Origin of the sequence: Bacillus sp. FSL K6-1218 (assembly GCF_038006445.1) — a bacterium.
In the GTDB taxonomy this organism is placed as follows: Bacteria; Bacillota; Bacilli; order Bacillales; family Bacillaceae_G; genus Bacillus_A; species Bacillus_A thuringiensis_S.
This window is the reverse complement of sequence record NZ_JBBOVE010000001.1, coordinates 5,278,122-5,300,160: the sequence shown is the minus strand read 5'-3', so window position 1 is coordinate 5,300,160 and position 22,039 is coordinate 5,278,122. Positions and strand designations below refer to the sequence as shown.

Below are 22,039 nucleotides of genomic sequence, written 5' to 3'. Positions count from 1 at the left end.
GTTCTTAATTTAGGGGGGAGGGTTTCACAATGGCAAGTGTATATGAAAATAGTTATATGATCGTTTTGATTTTCTTGCTATTAGGTATATTGCTGCCGGTAGTGGCTCTTACATTAGGAAGGATGCTGCGCCCAAATAAACCAAGTGCAGCAAAGGCGACGACGTATGAGAGTGGAATTGAGCCTTTTCATGATGCAAATATTCGGTTTCATGCTCGTTATTATATTTTCGCTTTATTGTTTGTGATCTTTGATGTAGAAACTTTATTTTTATATCCTTGGGCTGTTGCGTATGACAAGCTAGGTTTATTTGCATTAATTGAAATGCTCATCTTTGTTGTAATGTTGCTAGTTGGATTAGCGTATGCTTGGAAAAAGAAGGTGTTACAATGGTTATAAATTTTGAGGAATTACATCCAAATGAGCGAGCAGAATTAGAACGAAATATCTTTTTTTCTACATTGGAACAGTTGAAAGGATGGGCGAGGAGTAATTCTTTATGGCCGATGACATTCGGACTGGCGTGCTGTGCAATTGAAATGATGGGAGTAGGCTCATCACATTACGATTTAGATCGATTTGGGTCATTTTTTCGGACTTCACCAAGGCAATCGGACGTCATGATTGTATCGGGAACAGTAACGAAGAAGATGGCTCCTATTGTTCGGCGTTTATATGATCAAATGCCTGAACCGAAATGGGTTATTGCGATGGGATCTTGTGCGACAGCAGGTGGTCCGTATGTAAATTCATATGCTGTTGTGAAAGGTGTAGACCAAATTGTACCAGTTGATGTGTATATTCCTGGTTGTCCCCCAAATCCAGCTGCTTTAATTTATGGAATTAATAAATTAAAAGAAAAAATTCGTTACGAAGCAAAGACCGGGAAGCAGGTGACGAATAAATGAGTAATCCAAATAAAGATTTAGAGGAGCTGAAAAAAGAAGCAGCTAGGCGTGCAAAAGAAGAAGCGAGAAAACGCCTTGTAGCGAAACACGAGGCGGAAATAAGTGAGCTTGAGGAAGAAGATCAAGAAAAAGAGAAAGCGCTACCAAAAAACGATGATATTACTATAGAAGAAGCGAAACGACGTGCAGCAGCAGCTGCAAAAGCAAAAGCGGCAGCGTTAGCGAAGCAAAAAAGAGAAGGGACAGAAGAAGAAAAAGCGAAAGTAAAGGCGAAGGCGGCAGCAGCTGCAAAAGCAAAAGCGGCAGCGTTAGCGAAGCAGAAAAGAGAAGGAATAGAAGAAGTAACGGAAGAAGAAAAAGCGAAAGCCAAGGCGAAGGCGGCAGCAGCTGCAAAAGCAAAAGCGGCAGCGTTAGCGAAGCAGAAAAGAGAAGGAATAGAAGAAGTAACGGAAGAAGAAAAAGCGAAAGCCAAGGCGGCAGCGGCTGCAAAAGCAAAAGCGGCGGCGTTAGCGAAGCAGAAAAGAGAAGAAACAGAAGAAGTAACGGAAGAAGAAAAAGCGAAAGCCAAGGCGAAGGCGGTGGCAGCGGCCAAGGCAAAAGCGGCAACATTGGCGAAGCAGAAAGCCTCGCAAGGTGATGGGGATTCGGGAGATGAAAAGGCAAAGGCAATTGCAGCGGCAAAAGCGAAAGCAGCAGCAGCTGCAGCTGCAAGAGCGAAGACAAAGGGAGCTGAAGGTAAGAAAGAGGATGAGCCGAAGCAGGAAGAACCGTTCGTAAATCAGCCGTATTTAAATCAATATGTTGAGGCTATTAGGGAGAAGGTAGGAGAGGGTGCATTAGTAGATTCCTACATTAATAAACTGTCAAAGGATGTGCCGACTCTTGTGGTAGATCCCGAAAAATATTATGAAGTGATGGAGTCACTGCGATTCCATGAAGGACTTGCTTTTGATTATATGTCAGAGCTACATGCGACGGATTTTGTGACACATATGGAAGTATATGTTCATTTGTTTTCATATGGTAAGAAACAATCGGTAGCGGTGAAGGTAAAGCTAGACCGGGAAGAACCGCAAGTTGAATCTGTGACAGCGCTTTGGAAAGGGGCTGACTGGCCGGAGCGAGAAGCATACGATTTGCTCGGCATTGTATTTAAAGGGCATCCGAATTTAACGCGCATTTTAATGCCAGATGATTGGGTAGGACATCCGCTTAGAAAAGACTATGAACCGTATGATGTGGAGGTGTAGCTATGATCCGTACGGAAGAGATGCTTTTGAATGTAGGACCTCAGCATCCGAGTACACATGGTGTGTTCAGGCTCGTAATTAAGATTGACGGGGAAATTATTAAAGAAGCTACACCGGTTATTGGGTATTTGCATCGCGGGACCGAAAAGATTGCTGAGAGCTTACAGTATACGCAAATTATCCCTTATACAGATCGAATGGACTATTTATCAGCCATGACGAATAATTACGTCATTTGCCATGCTGTAGAGACGATGATGGGGCTTGAAATTCCGGAGCGTGCCGAATACTTGCGAGTACTTGCGATGGAGCTAGGGAGAATTGCAAGCCATCTCGTTTGGTGGGGGACGAATCTTCTTGATATAGGAGCGGTCAGCCCGTTTTTGTACGCGTTTCGTGAACGAGAGATGATTATAAATTTATTAAATGAATTATGCGGGGCACGGCTTACTTTTAACTATATGAGAGTTGGCGGTGTGAAGTGGGATGCGCCAGATGGTTGGATTGAAAAGGTGGAAGAGTTTGTTCCGTATATGAGAGAGCAATTGGCAGGCTATCATGATCTTGTTAGCGGTAATGAGATTTTCTTAAATCGTGTGAAAGGCGTTGGTATATATAGCGCGGAAGAAGCGATCTCGTATTCTTTAAGCGGAGCAAATTTGCGGTGCACTGGAGTAAACTGGGATCTTCGCAAAGATGAGCCGTATTCGATTTATGATCGTTTTGATTTTGATATTCCTGTTGGAAGCGTGGGAGATGCTTGGGATCGCTACGTTTGCCGAATGCAAGAAATCGAGGAGTCTTTAAAGATTGTTGAGCAAGCAGTTCAGCAGTTCCCGAAAGATGGAGCTGTGCTGGCAAAAGTACCGAAAATTATTAAGGCACCTAAGGGAGAAGCGTTTGTACGTATCGAATCGCCGCGCGGAGAGATTGGTTGTTATATCGCTAGTGACGGAAAGAAAGAGCCGTACCGTTTGAAGTTTCGTAGGCCATCTTTTTATAACTTGCAAATTTTACCGAAGTTATTGAAAGGTGAAAACATCGCTAATTTAATTACGATTTTAGGTGGAGTTGATATTGTACTTGGGGAGGTTGATGGCTAATGATTGAGACGCTCTTACAATCACCTTCAAGCTGGACGAATTTCTTCATTTTTTTCGGATTAGCGGTGCTTCTACTATTTGCAGTCCTTGGCTTCGTTACATATGGAATTTTGGCAGAACGGAAAGTGATGGGGTTTATGCAAGGGCGGATTGGACCAAACCAGGTTGGAGGCCGATTCGGTTTACTGCAAACGGTAGCTGATGTTTTAAAACTATTATTGAAAGAAGATAGTATTCCGAAAGCAGCAGATAAACCGCTGTTTATATTAGCACCTGTCATTGCATTTGCGCCAGCATTTATGGTGCTGGCAGTTATCCCGTTCACTGATAAATTTCAATTTGCCGATATTGGAGTCGGGCTACTTTATTATATCGCTGTTTCCGGTATTACGACGATAGGTGTTGTAACTGGGGGATGGGCGTCGAATAATAAATATTCCCTTTTAGGAGGGATGCGTGCGGCGGCACAAATGATTTCTTATGAGATTCCGCTCGTAATGAGTGTAATTGGTATCGTTTTGTTAGCTGGTAGCCTGAATTTAAATGAGATTGTAGCGGCGCAGGAGAAGGTTTGGTACATTTTCGTGCAGCCAATTGGCTTCGTCGTTTTCTTAATTGCAGCAGTTGCAGAGTTAAATAGGACGCCATTCGATTTGCCAGAAGCGGAGTCAGAACTTGTTTCTGGATATCATACGGAATACTCAGGTTTTCGCTGGGCGTTTTTCATGCTTTCAGAGTACGTATATTTCTTCGGGATGGCATCGTTAATTACAGTGCTCTTTTTAGGCGGGTGGAATCCAGTCATGTTTCTTGGATTTATCCCAGGTGCCGTATGGTTTGCTTTGAAATTTAGCAGTGTAGTCTTTCTATTAATTTGGTTCCGCGTTACATTCCCGCGTATAAGAGGTGACCAGTTAATGGAGTTTGGTTGGAAAGTATTATTGCCGATTGCACTTGCAAATATTTTCTTAACGGCATTGATTAAGGAGTTATTCTTTTAATCTATGAGGGGGGTGCCAGTAAGAGATGAAAGGACTATTTAAAGGATTAAAATATACATTAAGTAATTTGAGCAAGAAGAAGGTAACGTATGATTATCCAAATCAACCGTTGCCGTTGCCAGACCGTTTTCGAGGAATTCAAAAATTTTATCCGGAGAAATGTATTGTTTGTAATCAGTGCTCTAACATTTGTCCGACAGACTGTATTCAGTTAACAGGAAAGAAACATCCGGATCCTACGAAAAAAGGAAAAATTATCGACACGTATGATATTAATTTTGAAATTTGTATTCTTTGTGATTTATGTACAGAAGTTTGTCCGACAGAGGCAATTGTCATGACAAATAACTTTGAACTCGCGGAATATTCACGTGATGACTTATTTAAAAATTTACAGTGGCTTGACGAAAACGACGAAAATGTCAGGAAGGAGAATAAAGCATGAATGGCGAGTTTGTAGCATTCTTTATACTATCCTTGTCTGCAATTATCGGCGGTGTTCTTATGTTGAACTTAACGAAAGTTATGCACATGATGCTAGCTCTCGTTCTGACATTTCTAAGTATTGCAGGTTTGTATTTTCTTTTATCAGCCGAATTTATAGGCGTTGCACAAATTTTACTTTACTCTGGTGCAATCACAATTATTATGATTTTCGGCATTATGTTAACGAAACATAACGCGGAAAATGAATCGCGTCTTACTCTTCGAAAATGGATTATCTTCTTTGCAGTTGTAGCATTTGGAGCGGTTATGTATTTCGCTGTTAATAATGTTGATTTTGCAAATGAAAGCACACAAGGAAGTTTACCTCTCCATGAAAACAATACACTTCAAATCGGTACGCTTCTCTATTCAAAATATATTATCCCATTTGAATTAACTTCAGTTATTTTACTTGTAGCACTCGTTGGCGCGATTGTACTTGCGAAAAAGGATGAGAAAGAGGAGGGTTCCAATGAGTAGCGTTCCAGCTTCTGCATATTTAACACTTGCGATTATTTTGTTTTGCATCGGTCTATTTGGAGCTTTAACAAAGCGGAATACAGTAATCGTATTAGTTTGTATCGAATTAATGCTGAATGCTGCCAATTTAAACTTAGTGGCGTTTAGTAAATTAGGCTTATTTCCGAATTTAACAGGTCAAATTTTCTCACTGTTTACGATGGCTGTAGCGGCAGCGGAAGCGGCGGTAGGACTCGCTATTTTAATTGCTTTATATCGTAATCGTACGACAGTTCAGGTGGATGAAATGGATACGCTCAAAGGATAGCATTGTGACCGAAAAAGGGGGAAGGAAACAATGATCGATTATGCATGGCTCATACCGCTTTTCCCACTCGTTTCGTTTTTGTTACTTATTATATTTGGGAAGAAAATTAGAGAAGGAAGCAGCGTACTTAGTATTTTTTTCGTCTTTCTCTCCTTTATACTTGCGGTACTTGTGTTAATAGAAAGGTTTTCAGAAGCAAGCGTGAAGCATAAGTGGGTGTGGCTTAGAGCTGGAGATGTGGATATATCATTCGGCTTTGAAGTGACTGCATTAGGAGCTTTAATGTTATTTATCGTGACGCTTGTGAGTCTACTTGTACATGTGTATTCGAAAGGTTATATGAAAGGTGATGAACGATTACCAACCTTTTACGCATATTTAGGACTCTTTACATTTGCGATGTTAGGGCTTGTTATATCAACGAATTTATTACAGCTTTATATATTTTGGGAATTAGTTGGCCTTGGCTCATTTTTACTTATCGGTTTTTATTTCTTTAAAGAAGAAGCGAAGGCTGCTGCAAAAAAGGCTTTTATTATGACCCGTATTGGGGATGTTGGTTTATTTATCGGGATGATTTTAATTTTTTGGTACGCAGGTAGTTTTGAATATGACGCAATATTTAGGGCGATTTATACAGGGGATCTACCTCCTTACATGATTACAATAACGGCGATATTAATTTTTATCGGGGCGATGGGGAAATCAGGTCAGTTCCCGCTTCATACGTGGTTGCCAGATGCAATGGAGGGGCCAACGCCCGTTTCGGCACTTATTCACGCGGCGACGATGGTCGCAGCTGGCGTATATTTAGTAGCGACGATGTTCCCTCTATTTTCAGCAAGTACAGTGGCGATGCAGACAGTGGCAATCGTTGGAGCTTTCACTGCAATCTTTGCGGCCTCTATCGGTCTTGTGCAAACAGATATAAAGAGGGTGCTTGCTTATTCTACAGTTAGCCAGCTCGGGTATATGATGCTCGCGTTAGGTTCTGCCGGTTATGTAGCTGGTATATTTCATTTAACGACACATGCTTTTTTTAAAGCACTACTATTTTTGGCGGCAGGAAGTGTAATTCATGCTGTGCATACGCAAAACATTAATAAAATGGGTGGTTTACAGAAGAAGATGAAAGTAACTGGTACGCTATTTTTAATAGGTACTCTTGCCATTAGCGGTGTTCCGCTCCTTTCCGGTTTTTTCAGCAAAGATGAAATTTTAGCGGCGACGTGGATGAATGGCAATTACGTTTTATTTACTTTAGCGGTAATTGCGGCGTTTTTAACAGCGTTTTATATGTTCCGCCTTTACTTTCTTGTCTTTACTGGAGAAGTGAAGACGAAGGAAGAAGTGCATGAATCGCCTCGCGTTATGACGTATCCAATGATTGTTCTCGGCGTTCTCGCAGTAGTGGCAGGATATATAAATACACCATGGTTTGGGACGTTTCTCGGAGATTGGTTGACGAAAGATGTAGGGTTTAAGGTTGAAGAAGCGCATGGACCAGTTTGGATTATGATTGTTGCGACACTCGTTTCATTTGCGGGAATCGCTCTTGCATATTTCATATATGGCAAGAAATCAATTTCTAGAGATTGGGCTGGGGGTACGAAAACATCGCTTTATAATCTTTTGAAAGAAAAATATTATGTGGATGAACTATACAACATGACGGTGATTCCTATTACGAAAGGAATCGCTCATGTGCTTCGCTTATTTGAAGTGTATGTAGTCGAAGGAATTGCAGTTTTAATTGCAAGTGTAGTTAAAGGCACAAGTAATCTTGGATCGAAACTTCAAAACGGGAATGTACAAGTGTACGGTACTGTAACGGCGGTTTCGCTCGCTGTACTCGTCATTATTTTGCTCTATACGGGAGGGGATTTACGATGAATGATTTGTTGTTAACGTTCTTCATTTTTTCCCCGCTTTTAGGAATTTTATTGCTTGTATTAACACCGAAAAAGGAATTGCGTACAGTGCGGGCGCTTGGCTTATTTGGGACGGCACTTCCATTTGGAATCGCCATCGTCCTCGCTTGTACATATGCTTCTGGAAAGAGCTTGTCACTATTTGATGAAAAGGTGAAATGGATTAAGTTCGGAGATTTTACAGCGGTGGATAAAAGGTGGTTTTCTATTTATTACGAGCTCGGTATTGATGGTTTGTCGCTTGTCATGATGGTACTGACGGCTCTTCTAGCGATGCTTGCAGCAATTGCAGCCTTTTCTATTAAAAGCAATTTAAAAGCATTTTATATGCTGTTACTCATGCTAGAAATAGGGATGCTCGGCGTCTTTGCTGCTCAAAATTTAATGTTGTTTTTTATCTTCTTTGAAATTACGTTGCCACCAATGTTTTTATTAATTGGGAAGTGGGGAAAATTGTCGAGTGAAAAGGCTGCTTATAGTTATTTAATATATAACGGTATTGGTTCAGCTATTTTGCTCATTGTTTTCTCAATTTTGTTCGCGAAAACAGGTACAACAAATATTGTGGAGCTGAAAGAGATATTAAGAAGCGTAAGCGCAGGGGGAGAACTCGTCATCCCAAGTAGCTTGCAGCTTGGTGTATTTATTGCCATAATGATTGCCTTTGCAATTAAACTACCTGTTTTTCCGTTGCACCGCTGGATGGTCAATGTACACATAGAAGCGCATCCAGCTGTAGTTATGCTTCATGCGGGTGTTTTGTTAAAGATTGGAGCGTACGGTATTATTCGCTTCGGGAAAGGGTTATTCCCGGAATATTTTCACGATGTTGCAACGCTAATTGCGATATTAGGCGTAATTAATTTATTATACGGTGCCTTTTTAGCGCTCATTCAAACAGACTTTAGGAAAGTCCTCGCTTACTCTAGTATTTCGCATATGGGAATTGTGTTAATGGGACTTGCGTCACTTAATGCACCTGGTACACAGGGAGCGCTATTCCAAGTTGTATCACATGGTTTAATTGCAGCCTTGCTCTTCTTCTTACTAGGTGTTATAGAACAACGATTTGGAACTTCGGATATTACGGTGCTAGGCGGACTTGCGAAAAGTGTACCGATACTTAGCGGATTCTTTTTAGCAGGAGGAATGGCATCGCTTGGATTACCAGGGATGTCTGGGTTTGTTAGTGAATTTCTTGCCTTTCTCGGTTTATTTCAAGGAGAGCCCGTCATTGCTGCAGTCGGTGTGATTGGCATCATTTTAACCGCTGTATACGTATTAAGAGCGACACTTCAAGTGACATTTGGAAAGAAAGAGTGGGAAGCAAAATCTGATATACACGGATGGGAGTATGTCCCTGTTTTACTACTTATCTTTTGTATTATTGCAATTGGAGTTATGCCAGAGATACTAGGGGATCCGCTTCAAAATACATTGAAAACATTGGGGGTGAAGTAGGATGGATATGAATACGTTACTTAGTTTATCGTGGCATCTAATGGTGCCAGAATTTATTATTCTTGGGGCCGCCATCCTTCTTTCCATATGTGATTTGTTTTTTAAGCTGAACCATAGATATGTAGCTCTTGGTGCGATCGCTGCCATTGTATTAGCACTTGTGTCATTAATTACGCTATATAGCGAACCAGCTGGAGATATTTTAAACGGATCGTTTGTGTTAGATGGATTTTCAAAAGGGTTTAAAACGTTGTTATTAGGCGCCTCAGCCCTCATTTTATGCACCGCAATGAGCGATGATAAGAAGAATCCAATTGAAGATAAGGGTGAATATTATTACTTATTTTTAATGGCACTTCTTGGCGCGATGTTCATGGCTTCTAGTGTTGATTTTATTACCCTTTTCGTTGGTTTGGAGTTACTTTCACTTTCTTCTTATATTTTAGTCGGAATACGAAAAAAGAGCCGTGCATCAAATGAAGCGGCAATGAAATACGTCATTAGCGGAGGAATTGGAACGGCGATCACGCTCTTCGGAATGAGTTATTTATACGGTATTACAGGTTCAACTAACATTGTAGATATGCAAAAGGTACTCACTGGGGAGCTCGCTAGTGGTATTCAGTTATTGCTAGCTCTCGCATTTCTTTTATTGCTAGTCGGTCTCTCATTTAAAATTGCCACAGTGCCGTTTCATATGTGGGCACCTGATGTGTATGAAGGAGCGACTACACCTGTTACCGCTTTTCTTGGAACGATTTCTAAAATTGCTGGGTTCCTACTCATTATTCGTTTGTTCCTTATGGTTTTTGCAAGTGTATTAATACAAGGAGATATGCAATCTTTATATGGGCATATGAGTATATATATTGCGGTGCTAGCAAGTATTACGATGATTGTTGGGAATGTAGTCGCGTTAAAACAATACAACATAAAACGTTTATTTGCTTATTCAGGCATTGCGCATGCTGGGTATTTGCTCGTTCCACTTGTGGCATTATCACCATTTACGCTGGATAGCATGTGGTTTTATACGCTGGCATACATGCTTATGAATATAGGCGCGTTTGCCATTATCCACGGCTTAATCTTACAAAACGATAAGGAAAACATAACGATTTTCACCGGATTATATAAGAAATCACCATTTGCAGCGATCATGATGACAATCTTTATTTTATCGCTGGCCGGGATACCAGGGACGGCTGGCTTCATTGGAAAGATTAACATCTTTTTAGGCGCGCTTCATGTAGAGCCAGCACATTACGTACTAGCTTCGATTATGATGGGTACGACAGTTGTTTCATTCGTATATTATTTCCGTATTTTACAACAAATGTTTTTCCGCACCGGAGAGACAGAAGAGAGGATACGGTTACCGTTAAATATAAAGGTTGTTATGAGTCTTTGTGCAATTTCGATTGTAATACTAGGGATTATGCCGATGATTGGGTACAATTTCTTTTATGAATATTTTCCATTAATGAAAGATTTCTTCTTCTTAGGGAACGTGGTACAATAGTGAAAATAAAAGGTGTGGAGTCAGTACTCTGCGCTTTTTATTTTGTGTTAACTTGTAATGTAGATATACGTTTTTTGAAAGAAAATCACGATGTAAAATGTAAGATGTCTATTTGCATTTGAAAAAGTGTGGCTCCTACTTATTATGGTATCGTTTTTATATTCTTTCATAAGTAGTAGCTGAGTAAAAAGGGGTCGATTTTTTGGCACAACTTTTAGGGCAACAAGCACTGATTGCCATTGTTTCGCATTTATTGTTTATTACCATTACGTGGTGGGCTTTGCAAGGCATTCACATTGAGCGTTTAATGAAGTCCGGAAAAGTGCTGCAGACGCGAGTATTACTCATCTTAATTACAATTGCAATTGGGACATCTGTAAGTAACTTTTTCCTTGATTATTTAGGCTATTCGAAGAGTTTAACGTATTTAGTAAAGTAAGTGTATAGAACCTCAAATCTCCGTTAACAATGGGGATAGGAGGGGATGAAATTGAAGCTTAAAGCCATTCTTATTGTTGCACTTAGTGTTGTTTTATTTTTGGTTGGATATAGAGAGATGAAACCGATAAGCGATGAACAGAAAATGGAGAGCATGATTAAGGCTTTAGAGAAAAATGATGCTAAAGTAGAAAAATGGTCATGGTTAGCTAGAGAAACAAAAACAATTTCTAATATACATACGTTTCAAAAGTTGTTAAACGATGTGAAGGACAAGGCAAATATTCAAAAGTGGGAAGTAGAGCAATCTCCAGATGGATATAAAGCTACATCCTATAAAAAGTTTGCTTCTCATGAAGAACGAGTAGTAGTAACTTGGAGTAAAGAAAATACTAAAGAAAACACTTTCATTATCTTTGAAGTAAGTGGGGCGAAATGGGACCCGAAGTATGTTCAAAAAGTGAATAAAATTTTTAGTGAAAAACCTATAATTTACACTTGTGTTCAAGGTGTACTGAATGATAAGATTGAAGGTGTTTTGCAAAATAAAACCAATCAGGTTTTGAAAGATCTTTCAGCAAGAGCGATCGAACAAGTAGAAGAAAGAGCATTTGTGTCAGTCTCCGCATACAATAAAAAGTGGGATGACGCTCTTTCAACAAATAGAGAGAAAATAAATGTGCAAATAGCAATACGTTCTACAGACAACAAAGATACAATTGTGGTTGGCACACCGATCATAACTTCTGAGTATTGAGTGAATAGATACTGAAAAAAGGACACGGAGGGGAATAATTTGGAAAAGATCATCGTCCGTGGCGGAAAGCGGTTAAACGGCACAGTGCGTGTTGAGGGCGCAAAAAATGCTGTATTACCTATAATCGCTGCAGCCCTATTAGCGAGTGATGGAAAGAATGTACTATCTGAAGTACCAGTTTTGTCTGATGTATACACAATTAATGAGGTATTACGTCATTTAAATGCTGAAGTCGTATTTGAAAATAATCAAGTAACAATCGATTCTTCTAAAGAACTAAACATTGAAGCACCATTTGAATATGTACGTAAAATGCGTGCATCTGTTCAAGTAATGGGACCATTATTAGCACGTAATGGTCGTGCTCGTATTGCACTTCCTGGTGGATGTGCAATCGGTTCACGTCCAATTGACCAACATTTAAAAGGCTTCGAAGCAATGGGAGCAAAAGTACAGGTTGGTAACGGTTTTGTTGAGGCATATGTTGAGGGAGAACTAAAAGGAGCTAAAATCTACTTAGACTTCCCAAGCGTAGGCGCGACAGAAAACATTATGTCTGCAGCTACATTAGCAAAAGGGACAACAATTCTTGAAAACGCAGCGAAAGAACCAGAAATCGTTGACTTAGCTAACTTCTTAAATGCAATGGGAGCGAAAGTACGCGGAGCTGGAACTGGAACGATTCGTATCGAAGGCGTTGATAAATTATATGGTGCAAACCACTCTATTATTCCTGACCGTATTGAAGCGGGAACATTCATGGTTGCAGCAGCAATTACTGGTGGAGACATCTTAATTGAAAATGCTGTACCTGAACATTTACGCTCAATTACAGCGAAAATGGAAGAAATGGGTGTTAAAATTATTGAGGAAAACGAAGGTGTACGTGTTATCGGCCCAGATAAGTTAAAAGCGGTTGATATTAAAACTATGCCTCACCCAGGTTTCCCAACAGACATGCAATCACAAATGATGGCATTATTACTACAAGCTGATGGAACAAGCATGATTACAGAAACGGTATTCGAAAACCGCTTTATGCACGTTGAAGAATTCCGTCGTATGAATGCTGATATTAAAATTGAAGGTCGTTCTGTTATTATGAACGGTCCAAACAGCTTACAAGGTGCTGAAGTAGGCGCAACTGATTTACGTGCTGCAGCTGCATTAATCTTAGCTGGTTTAGTATCAGAAGGTTATACTCGTGTAACTGAGTTAAAACATCTTGACCGTGGTTATGTAGATTTCCATAAGAAATTAGCTGCATTAGGTGCAACTATTGAACGTGTAAACGAAAAAGTAGAAGAAGTGAAAGAACAAGAAGTTTCTGATCTTCACGCTTAATTGAAATAGTCTCTATGTCTTTTGACATAGGGGCTATTTTTTTGGGTTATTACTGTTATAGTCAATAAATTCTATACTTATGCACGTACCAGTAAAAATATTTAGAAAATTTACGTTTTATGCTCTTCCTCCTTAAGTATGTTCTAAAAGAAAGAGTTGTTCCATAAGAATGAATGGAGTAAAGCTTTTATATTGGGGGAAAATAGGATGAAATTTTCAAAGCCACTTTTTATTACAGTAGCGCTCTTAATAGCGCTCGTTATCATTGTACCTGCAGCCCTTGTTATCCCATTTGCGAAAGCAAAAGTAGGGGAAGAAACGGCCTCTAAAACTCCTCCAGCGATAGAAAGTATACCAGCTCCAGGAAAAGTAGATACAGCGGTTCAAGTTGCTGTATATCGTGAGAAACAGAAGAAGGTAGAATCATTGCCTATGGAGGAGTATGTGACCGGTGTAGTAGCTTCTGAGATGAATGCCAGTTTTGAAATAGAGGCACTAAAGGCACAGGCATTAGCAGCGAGAACATTTGTAGTACAACGTATGCTAAGCGGAGGAAAGAAAAATAATGCGGACGTGACAGATACGGTGAAAGATCAAGTGTACAAAAGCAAAGATGAATTGAAGAAGCAATGGGGCAATAACTACGAAAATAATGTAAAGAAAATCGAAGAAGCCGTTTCGAAAACAGCAGGACAAGTTTTAACATATGATGGAAAACCAATTTCAGCATCCTTTTTTTCAACGAGTAATGGCCGGACAGAAAATGCGGCTGATTATTGGGGAAATGATTATCCGTACTTGAAAAGTGTAGATAGTCCGTGGGATCAAGCCTCTCCAAAGTTTACGAGCGAGCAAACATTTACAGTAGCTGATTTTCAAAAACGTCTCGGTGTGAAAGTGCTGGCAGACGGGAAGGTTGGAAACATTAAAGACCTTACGGAAGGAAAGCGCGTAAAGGATGTAGCTTTTCAAGGAAAAACATTAACAGGAAAAGAAGTTCGTGAAAAGTTAGATTTACGTTCTTCTGATTTCAAGTGGAAACAACAAGGAGATAAAATCATCGTTACGACGAAAGGCTTCGGTCACGGCGTTGGTATGAGTCAATACGGGGCGAACGGCATGGCAGCGGAAGGAAAGAAATATACAGATATCGTCGCTCATTACTATAAAGGCGTTGAAATAAAGACGATGAATGATTATGAAGGAAAATTGATGGTGAAGAAATAGGTGTCAGAACTCTGGCGCCTATTTCTTCTGTTTGGAATAGAATAATTTTCCATTAATTGTTTGATATAATAGGATAAAAAGTATTTGGGGGAGACGAAATGGCGCTACTGGAGTTAAAGCAGTTAGGGAAGACGAACCAGTTACCAGAAATTGAGCTAAAGGTTGAAAAAGGACAATGTATTGTTTTGCAATGCAATAATCATACAGCTAAAGTGTTACACCGCATCATTATTGGTGAAGAAGAAGCGTCGACTGGCAATGTATTGTTTGAAGGAGAAGCAATTGGAAAGAAAAATTATTCCCGCATCGGTTTTTGTTTTTTGAAAGATGAGGCATATGATCGTTTGAAGGTGAAAGAATACTTTAAGTTTTTAATAGGGCTTTATGAATCAAAGATAAGTATAGAAGAAGTTGTGAAGTCTGTTGGTCTCCTAGATAAACTAAACGTTAAAATAGAAAAACTATCGTTTTCAGAGAAGCGTCGTCTTCATATTGGACGAATTATGATTCATAATCCGGATTTAGTTATTTTGGAAGAGCCAGAGCAAAATGTAGATACAGAGAGTACGGTTATTATTCGAAAAGCAATCATGAAAATGAAAGAGCAAGGAAAGGCAATCTTTATTACGTCATCATTTCTATCGGATGCCCTTTCGTTAACAGAGGATGTATACATATTAAACAACGATGGTGTGAAAAAGATAGAAATTGAGCAAGAGGAAGTGGAAGAAGTCGATGAAGAAAAAGTCATTCAAATGATTCCGCAAATGAAGTTAGAAAGAATACCAGCGAAAGTGAACGATAAAATCATTTTACTTGATCCGATGGAAATCCATTTCATTGAAACGCAAAATGGAGTAACACATATTCACGTTCGTGAAGGCGATTTCGTATGCGCCTTAACATTAAGTGAACTAGAAGCGAGATTAACAGGTTTTGGTTTCTTTAGATGTCATCGCTCGTACCTTGTAAATTTACAAAGAGTACGAGAAGTGATTACATGGACTCGTAACAGTTTCAGTTTAATTTTGGATGACGAAAGAAAAAGTTCAATTCCGCTTTCAAAAGGACGCATGGATGAATTAAAAGGTGTGATTGGACTATAAAAAGTGCTCCAATAAGCTCAACATGCGATTCATTCACCGGTAAAAATACTCCTTTTACCGGTATTTTACTGCGTAATCCCTTTGTTTTTCATATGATTGAGTCAAGACAAGCGAAACAAATAAACGAAAAGCGCTAAAGCGACTTTCATCTATAAAGAAGAAAAACAAAGGGGATGAAGAAATGACATTGGCAATTGAAATGAAAGATGTAATGAAAAGTTTCGACGGAAAAACGGCACTTGGAAATGTAAATATTGAGGTGAAGCAAGGAGAGATTTTCGGATTCCTTGGACCGAGTGGATCTGGTAAGACGACAACAGTAAAGATTTTAACTTCTCAATTGCTTCATAGTGTTGGAACGGTAAGAGTATTAGGGAAAGATATTACAGGCCCAAGTAGCATCGATTACAAACGAATTGGTATTTTAACAGATAACAGCGGCTTATATGAAAGACTTAGCATTTATGATAACTTACTATTATTTTGTGACTTATACGATTGTAAAAAAGAACGAATCGATGAAGTACTAGCACAAGTAAATTTATTAGATGATAAAAAAACACCAGTAAAGAAACTATCAAAGGGAATGAAGCAACGCGTCACACTAGCAAGAGCAATCCTTCATAAACCAGATATTCTCTTCTTAGACGAACCAACATCTGCACTCGATCCAGTAAACGTACAAAACATTCATAAAATCTTAAAAGACTTAAATGAAGAAGGAACGACGATTTTCTTAACGACTCACAACATGGATGAAGCAGAAACGCTTTGTAACCGTATTGCCTTCCTTTGTGGCGGAGAAATTGTAGCGCTTGATACGCCAGAGAACCTACGCTTACAATACGCTAAGGATCAAATAGAGGTCGTATTAAAAGATAAACAAAAAGAAGTAGTGCAAAAAGATGAATTAGGCGCAAAACGTATTTCAGAATGGATGAAAAAGGGAGAATTACTATCCATTCATTCACACGAACCAACTTTAGGCGATATCTTTATTGAAGTTACTGGGAGGGGATTATAATGACATTTTCAATGAGACGTGTATCAGCTATTTTTAAAAAAGAAGTACAAGATTTTAAGACAAATTCACAAGTGTTGTTAATGGCATTTTTACCAATTATACTTTCATTTTTGTTTAGCAGATTTGGAGTGGGAAAGGAAATGTTAGGCATTACTACTATAACGGCCTTCCTATTTGTCGCAGGCTTTGTTCAATCTATGGTAATTGCAGAAGAAAAAGAAAAACATACATTGCGTGTATTAATGCTATCACCGGCATCTTCGGTTGAAGTTCTACTTGGAAAGGGTTTATTAACATCGGGTCTGACGATGGTCATTTGTATTGCAAATTTATTCATTTTAGATCAGTTAAATATTAATCTTCCATTGGTAGGATTGATATTCTTATGCGGAACTATTTTGTTTATCGTACTTGGAACAATGATCGGATTACTTGCATCTTCTGTACCACAAACATCAATAATTGGAATGCCGATATTAATGACGATGTATTTGGCTGTACAGTTTGAGCCAATGGTTGAAAATAAAGTAATTAAGACGATGATTGGATATCTTCCAACATCTCATATTGTGAAAGCACTTAACAGCTTAGCAGGTGGGGCGGGATTTAGTAATATTAGTGGGCATGTATTAAATGTTGCAGTTTGGCTTATTATATCGCTCGTTATATGTTTAATCGTATATAAAAAGAAACAATTAGACTAAAAACTGAGCTAAAAGTGCTCAGTTTTTTCTTTTTTCTATCATTTCCTCGGAAATTTTACAGTTCTTATACATATTTTTACAGATTTTGTCGAAAAGTAATTAGTTATGCGTTGTATAGGATACGTGAATATTGTTCAAAATGATTGCTGAGGTGATGATGGAATGCGAGGAAGAAATAATAAAAAGTCGCAAAAGGTAGTACATTTATTTCAAAAAAGATGGGTGTTTCCGGCACTATACATTGCTTGTGCAGCGGTAATCTTAATGGTTGCGCTATGGTTCCAAGGAGCTAATCCGAAGAAGACTCCAAACCACGATCAAGCAACACCGTATACACAATCGGAAGATCCAGCAGTACCAGTAACGAAATCTTCAGAAGTAGTGAAAATGCCAGCTGCCGCGAATGCGGAAGTAGTCGTACAGAAGAAATTCTATGAAGATGCAGCAAATGAGGCGGAACAAGAAAAAGCACTTGTCTTTTATAACAACACATATTCCCCAAACAAAGGAATTGACATTGCTGCGAAGAATGGAAAAGAATTCAATGTTGCTGCTGCTTTAAGTGGTACAGTAACGAAAGCTGAAAAAGATTCACTTCTTGGTTATGTTGTAACAGTTGATAGTGGAAATGGTGTAGCGGTATCTTATCAAAGCTTAGGCAGTGTGAAAGTAGAAAAAGGTGCAAGAGTTGCACAAGGTGAAGTATTAGGAACATCCGGTCTAAGTGCAATGAATAAAGAGGCAGGCTCTCACGTTCACTTTGAAGTACGTAAAGACAATGTGGCTGTGAATCCTGAACGTTACTTAAATAAATCAGTAACAGAAATTAAAGCTGATGCAGGTGCTGCAAAAGCTACGAATGCTTCTGGTAAAAAAGCTGACGACAAATCTCAAAAAGAAGAGAAGTCAACGAGCACGAAACCAGAAAATAAAACAGAAGACAAGTCTCAAAAAGAAGAGAAATCAACAAGCGGTTCAACTAGTGACAAAAAAGAAGAACCGAAGAAAGAAGAAAAATCAACAAATGGTTCTACAGAATCATCTAACGATTCTTCTTCACAAGAATAAGAAAGTGAAAAAATCAGTTCTCACTAGGAGAGCTGATTTTTTTATTTCTATATAAAAATAATCAATTTCGAGAAAAAAGTTGCAAAAACAAGGAAAAATGACGAGATTCTCGAATATATATTACAAAAGGGAGGGGATACTGTGTCATTTTTATTTGTTCTGTCGACTGCTATTATTTTATTGTTTGTTTTATTCACTTTATATTATTATATTGCCGGTAAGAAAGAGGTTCCCCACCATCAGTTGTTAGAAGAAGAATTGGAACGAGAAGAATGACGCCTTTTATACAAGGTGTCATTTTTTTTTGGCCATAATAGTCAGTTTTAACGTATTTCTCACAAAAAAACGTAATTTTTCTTAACTTAGTCCGCAAAAATAGTGAACATGTAGCATATATCAGTAGTGCGGGCAATACAATGGTATAAACCAAAGCAAAGAGAGTGTTTGAGGTGAGAAATCGTGAATCATTTCATTATAAATCCAAGAATGTTTAACGCTTACAAACAGCACTCACACTTACTTCTTAGTCGTATGCAGCGAGGCTCATTTCACCCTTCTCACATCCAAATTAGGGAGGCGAGTGGTGTGCACGATTACATCAAAGAGAGAACTATCAAGATTGGTAAGTATATCGTGGAGACAAGAAAGACAGTGCGTGTCATTGCAAAGGAATTTGGGGTATCAAAGAGTACAGTCCATAAAGATTTAACAGAACGTCTACCAGAGATTAATCCAGAGCTCGCAAATGAAGTAAAAGAAATTCTTGATTATCATAAGTCTATTCGTCATTTAAGAGGTGGAGAAGCAACAAAGCAAAAGTATAGAAAAGAAGATGTAGAGAAGCCTGTACGTCAATAATGTTACAGTAGCAAACATTCCGTTCACATTCGGTAATATTTTTCAGAAGAATTCTTTTTGCGAATATTACGTTTCTGTTAAATTTATGATAAAATCAGAAATTAGGTGAAAAGAATTCGGGTGTAACCTGATTTTGAATATCGAGGAGGAAAAAACGGGAATGTTTGCGCGAGATATCGGAATTGACCTAGGTACGGCTAATGTATTAATTCATGTTAAAGGTAAGGGTATTGTATTAAACGAGCCATCTGTTGTGGCAATTGATCGTAATAGTGGTAAAGTATTAGCAGTCGGTGAAGAAGCGAGAAGTATGGTGGGACGTACGCCTGGTAATATTGTAGCAATTCGTCCGCTTAAAGATGGTGTAATAGCAGATTTCGAAATTACAGAAGCAATGTTAAAGTATTTCATTAACAAATTGGACGTAAAGAGCTTCTTTTCAAAACCTCGTATTTTAATTTGTTGTCCAACAAATATTACATCAGTAGAACAAAAAGCAATTCGTGAAGCTGCTGAACGTTCAGGTGGTAAAACAGTATTTTTAGAAGAAGAACCAAAAGTAGCCGCAGTTGGTGCTGGTATGGAAATCTTCCAACCAAGCGGTAACATGGTTGTTGATATTGGTGGAGGTACAACAGATATCGCTGTACTATCTATGGGTGATATTGTTACCTCTTCCTCTATCAAAATGGCTGGCGATAAGTTTGATATGGAGATCTTAAACTATATTAAACGTAAGTATAAGCTATTAATCGGAGAACGTACTTCAGAAGATATTAAAATTAAAGTTGGTACAGTATTCCCAGGTGCACGTAGCGAAGAACTTGAAATTCGTGGACGTGACATGGTAACAGGCTTACCACGTACAATTACAGTATGCTCTGAAGAAATTACAGAAGCATTAAAAGAAAATGCAGCTGTTATTGTACAAGCTGCAAAAGGTGTACTAGAGCGCACACCACCAGAATTATCTGCAGATATCATCGACCGCGGTGTTATTCTAACAGGCGGTGGAGCTTTACTACACGGTATCGACATGCTTCTAGCAGAAGAACTAAAAGTACCAGTATTAATTGCTGAAAACCCAATGCACTGCGTTGCGGTTGGTACAGGTATTATGTTAGAGAATATCGACAGATTACCAAAGCGTGCTTTGAGATAATTTGAAAGAACTAAGGCTGACGCCTTAGTTCTTTTTTTCGTTTTTATATTTTTTTATTTTGTTTTTTTGCGAAAATGGAAGGAAAATAGAGAAATATGAAGGAAACAGGTAAAATATTCATATATATGGTTAAATTTAATATTTCCTTATTTGAAAACGTTTATAATATAATGAGTCGAATACGACATTAAGGCAAATAATGTTTCAATACATATTGCCTTTCCCTAATTTGGGCATACACTCTTTTCCACCTCCGTGTCAGTTGCAAAAATGTGCAACTATTTTAATGGAATAGAGTGTGTGCATTTTTTTTAGGAAGGCGTACTAAATATAAAATGTTACTTTGTAATGACAAATAATAAACAAAATGGGATAATAGCAATATGTCCAAGTGGTAAGACCAATATTACAAAAGGGGCGATTGTTACATGCTAAATATAGAACAAATTAAAGAAATCATTCCTCACCGCTATCCATTTTTACTTGTTGATAAAATATTAGAAGTAGATGAAGGAAAAAGAGCGGTTGGGATTAAAAATGTATCCGCAAACGAAGAATTCTTTAACGGACACTTCCCTGACTATGCAGTTATGCCTGGTGTACTTATTGTAGAAGCATTAGCACAAGTCGGAGCAGTTGCAGTATTAAAGAAAGAAGAAAACCGCGGAAGACTTGCTTTCTTTGCAGGTATCGACAATTGCCGTTTCAAAAAACAAGTACGCCCAGGTGATCAGCTTCGTCTAGAAGTAGAAATGACACGCGTACGCGGCCCGATTGGAAAAGGAAAAGCAATCGCAACAGTGGATGGTGAGGTTGCATGTGAGGCAGAAATTACATTTGCGATTGGTGATAAAAAAGAATAGAAATTAAAAAAATCTCCTTGTGAAAAGACAAGGAGATTTTTTAATTTCTGCTATATAACGATGAAACGATAATTTACAAACTAATCAGAAAATAACTTGTAAATAGATGGGAATTACCATATACTTACTTTATTATTTATCTAGAAAACAGGATAAGTGATAAAGGTAATAAAGAAATAAGGGCATTGTCATATTGTTAAGGTACTTAAATAAGACAAAGTAGAATGTTATTGATTATGATGAAATGTGGGGAAATCAGCAAGAAAATTAATTAAACGTATGAAATCGAGCATAAAAGAGAGAAAAGGGAAATGTCGCATTTCACAAAAGGAGATTATGAATATGTTCGGGAGAAAGAAAAGAAAACCATTACGACAATTAATTACACATAAAGAGCCTAAATCGCGTATTACAGAACAATACCGTAACATTCGTACAAACATTGAGTTTACATCTGTAGATAATCATGTTCGTTCTATCATTGTTACTTCAGCAGATCCAGGTGATGGGAAAACAACAACAATCGCAAACTTAGCAGTTGTTTTCGGACAACAAGGAAAAAAAGTTTTATTAATTGGAGCTGACTTGCGTAAGCCGACGATACAAAACTTATTTGCCATTCATAGTTCGAATGGGTTAACAAACTTATTATCAGGACAAGCAAAACTTATGCAATGCATTCAAAAAACAGATATAGAGAACGTATATTTAATGGCAGCAGGTCCAATCCCGCCAAACCCAGCAGAACTATTAGGGAGTCGGGCAATGGACGAGGCGTTGCTAGAAGCGTATAACATGTTTGATATTATATTAATCGACACACCACCTGTCCTTGCGGTTACAGATGCACAAATACTTGCTAATAAATGTGATGGAATCGTACTCGTTGTACGCAGTGAAAAGACGGAAAAAGATAAAATCGTAAAAGCGAAACAAATATTAGATAAAGCATCAGGAAAACTACTAGGTGTTGTTTTGAACGATAAAAGAGAAGAAAAAGAACAGTATGGTTATTACTGAAATAAAAAAAGCCAATAAGA

Annotated in this window: 24 protein-coding genes; all 24 read left to right on the top strand. The window is 38.4% G+C overall.

From position 1 onward, the window contains the following. The first annotated feature begins 29 nt into the window (after positions 1–29). The 24 genes from nuoA (at position 30) to MHI26_RS27150 (ending at position 22,019) form a co-directional block, all read left to right on the top strand. Positions 30–398: an NADH-quinone oxidoreductase subunit NuoA gene (gene nuoA, locus MHI26_RS27265; protein WP_000179273.1), complete on the top strand. Its 369-nt coding sequence runs from the start codon at positions 30–32 to the stop codon at positions 396–398. Next, complete coding sequence (gene nuoB / locus MHI26_RS27260; RefSeq protein ID WP_000236331.1) at positions 389–907, top strand: NADH-quinone oxidoreductase subunit NuoB; 519 nt, start codon at positions 389–391, stop codon at positions 905–907. Before nuoA ends, nuoB begins: the two co-directional genes overlap by 10 nt. Continuing rightward, entirely contained in the window at positions 904–2,157 is a 1,254-nt protein-coding gene (locus MHI26_RS27255) for an NADH-quinone oxidoreductase subunit C (RefSeq protein WP_340809155.1), read from the top strand. The genes nuoB and MHI26_RS27255 overlap by 4 nt, the downstream gene beginning before the upstream one ends. A 2-nt stretch (positions 2,158–2,159) precedes the next feature. Further along, positions 2,160–3,260, top strand: a complete 1,101-nt coding sequence (nuoD, locus tag MHI26_RS27250) for an NADH-quinone oxidoreductase subunit NuoD (protein WP_000621434.1) — start codon at positions 2,160–2,162, stop codon at positions 3,258–3,260. Then, complete coding sequence (gene nuoH, locus MHI26_RS27245; protein ID WP_000573426.1) at positions 3,260–4,261, top strand: NADH-quinone oxidoreductase subunit NuoH; 1,002 nt, start codon at positions 3,260–3,262, stop codon at positions 4,259–4,261. Before nuoD ends, nuoH begins: the two co-directional genes overlap by 1 nt. Positions 4,262–4,286: 25 nt before the next feature. Further along, positions 4,287–4,706 carry an NADH-quinone oxidoreductase subunit NuoI gene (nuoI, locus tag MHI26_RS27240; protein WP_000677191.1) on the top strand — a complete coding sequence of 140 codons (420 nt, stop codon included), beginning with the start codon at positions 4,287–4,289 and terminating at the stop codon, positions 4,704–4,706. Then, on the top strand, positions 4,703–5,227 hold the full coding sequence (locus tag MHI26_RS27235) for an NADH-quinone oxidoreductase subunit J (protein WP_001012815.1): 525 nt from the start codon (positions 4,703–4,705) through the stop codon (positions 5,225–5,227). The genes nuoI and MHI26_RS27235 overlap by 4 nt, the downstream gene beginning before the upstream one ends. Continuing rightward, a complete protein-coding gene (gene nuoK, locus MHI26_RS27230; protein ID WP_000100079.1) occupies positions 5,220–5,534 on the top strand; it encodes an NADH-quinone oxidoreductase subunit NuoK in 315 nt (104 codons plus the stop codon). The genes MHI26_RS27235 and nuoK overlap by 8 nt, the downstream gene beginning before the upstream one ends. A 30-nt stretch (positions 5,535–5,564) precedes the next feature. Continuing rightward, positions 5,565–7,427 (top strand): NADH-quinone oxidoreductase subunit L, encoded by a 1,863-nt coding sequence (gene nuoL / locus MHI26_RS27225; RefSeq protein WP_061667078.1) that lies wholly within the window; start codon positions 5,565–5,567, stop codon positions 7,425–7,427. After that, positions 7,424–8,926, top strand: a complete 1,503-nt coding sequence (locus MHI26_RS27220; RefSeq protein WP_000998944.1) for an NADH-quinone oxidoreductase subunit M — start codon at positions 7,424–7,426, stop codon at positions 8,924–8,926. The genes nuoL and MHI26_RS27220 overlap by 4 nt, the downstream gene beginning before the upstream one ends. A 7-nt stretch (positions 8,927–8,933) precedes the next feature. Next, complete coding sequence (gene nuoN / locus MHI26_RS27215) at positions 8,934–10,448, top strand: NADH-quinone oxidoreductase subunit NuoN (RefSeq protein ID WP_061667082.1); 1,515 nt, start codon at positions 8,934–8,936, stop codon at positions 10,446–10,448. Between the two features lie 202 nt (positions 10,449–10,650). Beyond that, positions 10,651–10,887 (top strand): DUF1146 family protein, encoded by a 237-nt coding sequence (locus tag MHI26_RS27210; protein ID WP_000057889.1) that lies wholly within the window; start codon positions 10,651–10,653, stop codon positions 10,885–10,887. Between the two features lie 51 nt (positions 10,888–10,938). Beyond that, entirely contained in the window at positions 10,939–11,643 is a 705-nt protein-coding gene (locus MHI26_RS27205) for a YwmB family TATA-box binding protein (RefSeq protein WP_000767913.1), read from the top strand. 39 nt (positions 11,644–11,682) lie between these two features. Then, a complete protein-coding gene (murA, locus tag MHI26_RS27200) occupies positions 11,683–12,987 on the top strand; it encodes a UDP-N-acetylglucosamine 1-carboxyvinyltransferase (protein WP_000411275.1) in 1,305 nt (434 codons plus the stop codon). Between the two features lie 207 nt (positions 12,988–13,194). Next, a complete protein-coding gene (spoIID, locus tag MHI26_RS27195) occupies positions 13,195–14,214 on the top strand; it encodes a stage II sporulation protein D (protein ID WP_061667077.1) in 1,020 nt (339 codons plus the stop codon). A 98-nt stretch (positions 14,215–14,312) separates the two neighbouring features. Next, complete coding sequence (locus MHI26_RS27190) at positions 14,313–15,320, top strand: LytTR family transcriptional regulator DNA-binding domain-containing protein (protein WP_061667076.1); 1,008 nt, start codon at positions 14,313–14,315, stop codon at positions 15,318–15,320. A 181-nt stretch (positions 15,321–15,501) separates the two neighbouring features. Continuing rightward, positions 15,502–16,344: an ABC transporter ATP-binding protein gene (locus tag MHI26_RS27185; RefSeq protein ID WP_000170820.1), complete on the top strand. Its 843-nt coding sequence runs from the start codon at positions 15,502–15,504 to the stop codon at positions 16,342–16,344. Continuing rightward, entirely contained in the window at positions 16,344–17,048 is a 705-nt protein-coding gene (locus tag MHI26_RS27180; RefSeq protein WP_061667075.1) for an ABC transporter permease, read from the top strand. The genes MHI26_RS27185 and MHI26_RS27180 overlap by 1 nt, the downstream gene beginning before the upstream one ends. Positions 17,049–17,210: 162 nt before the next feature. Beyond that, positions 17,211–18,116 carry a M23 family metallopeptidase gene (locus MHI26_RS27175; protein ID WP_061667074.1) on the top strand — a complete coding sequence of 302 codons (906 nt, stop codon included), beginning with the start codon at positions 17,211–17,213 and terminating at the stop codon, positions 18,114–18,116. A gap of 141 nt (positions 18,117–18,257) precedes the next feature. Then, entirely contained in the window at positions 18,258–18,392 is a 135-nt protein-coding gene (locus MHI26_RS27170; protein ID WP_000008903.1) for a hypothetical protein, read from the top strand. A 309-nt stretch (positions 18,393–18,701) separates the two neighbouring features. Continuing rightward, complete coding sequence (gene spoIIID / locus MHI26_RS27165; protein WP_000544012.1) at positions 18,702–18,974, top strand: sporulation transcriptional regulator SpoIIID; 273 nt, start codon at positions 18,702–18,704, stop codon at positions 18,972–18,974. A gap of 160 nt (positions 18,975–19,134) precedes the next feature. Continuing rightward, entirely contained in the window at positions 19,135–20,136 is a 1,002-nt protein-coding gene (locus MHI26_RS27160) for a rod shape-determining protein (RefSeq protein ID WP_000457978.1), read from the top strand. Between the two features lie 428 nt (positions 20,137–20,564). Beyond that, positions 20,565–20,999, top strand: a complete 435-nt coding sequence (gene fabZ / locus MHI26_RS27155; protein ID WP_000931959.1) for a 3-hydroxyacyl-ACP dehydratase FabZ — start codon at positions 20,565–20,567, stop codon at positions 20,997–20,999. Between the two features lie 342 nt (positions 21,000–21,341). Beyond that, complete coding sequence (locus MHI26_RS27150) at positions 21,342–22,019, top strand: CpsD/CapB family tyrosine-protein kinase (RefSeq protein WP_000467945.1); 678 nt, start codon at positions 21,342–21,344, stop codon at positions 22,017–22,019. Positions 22,020–22,039 lie beyond the last annotated feature (20 nt).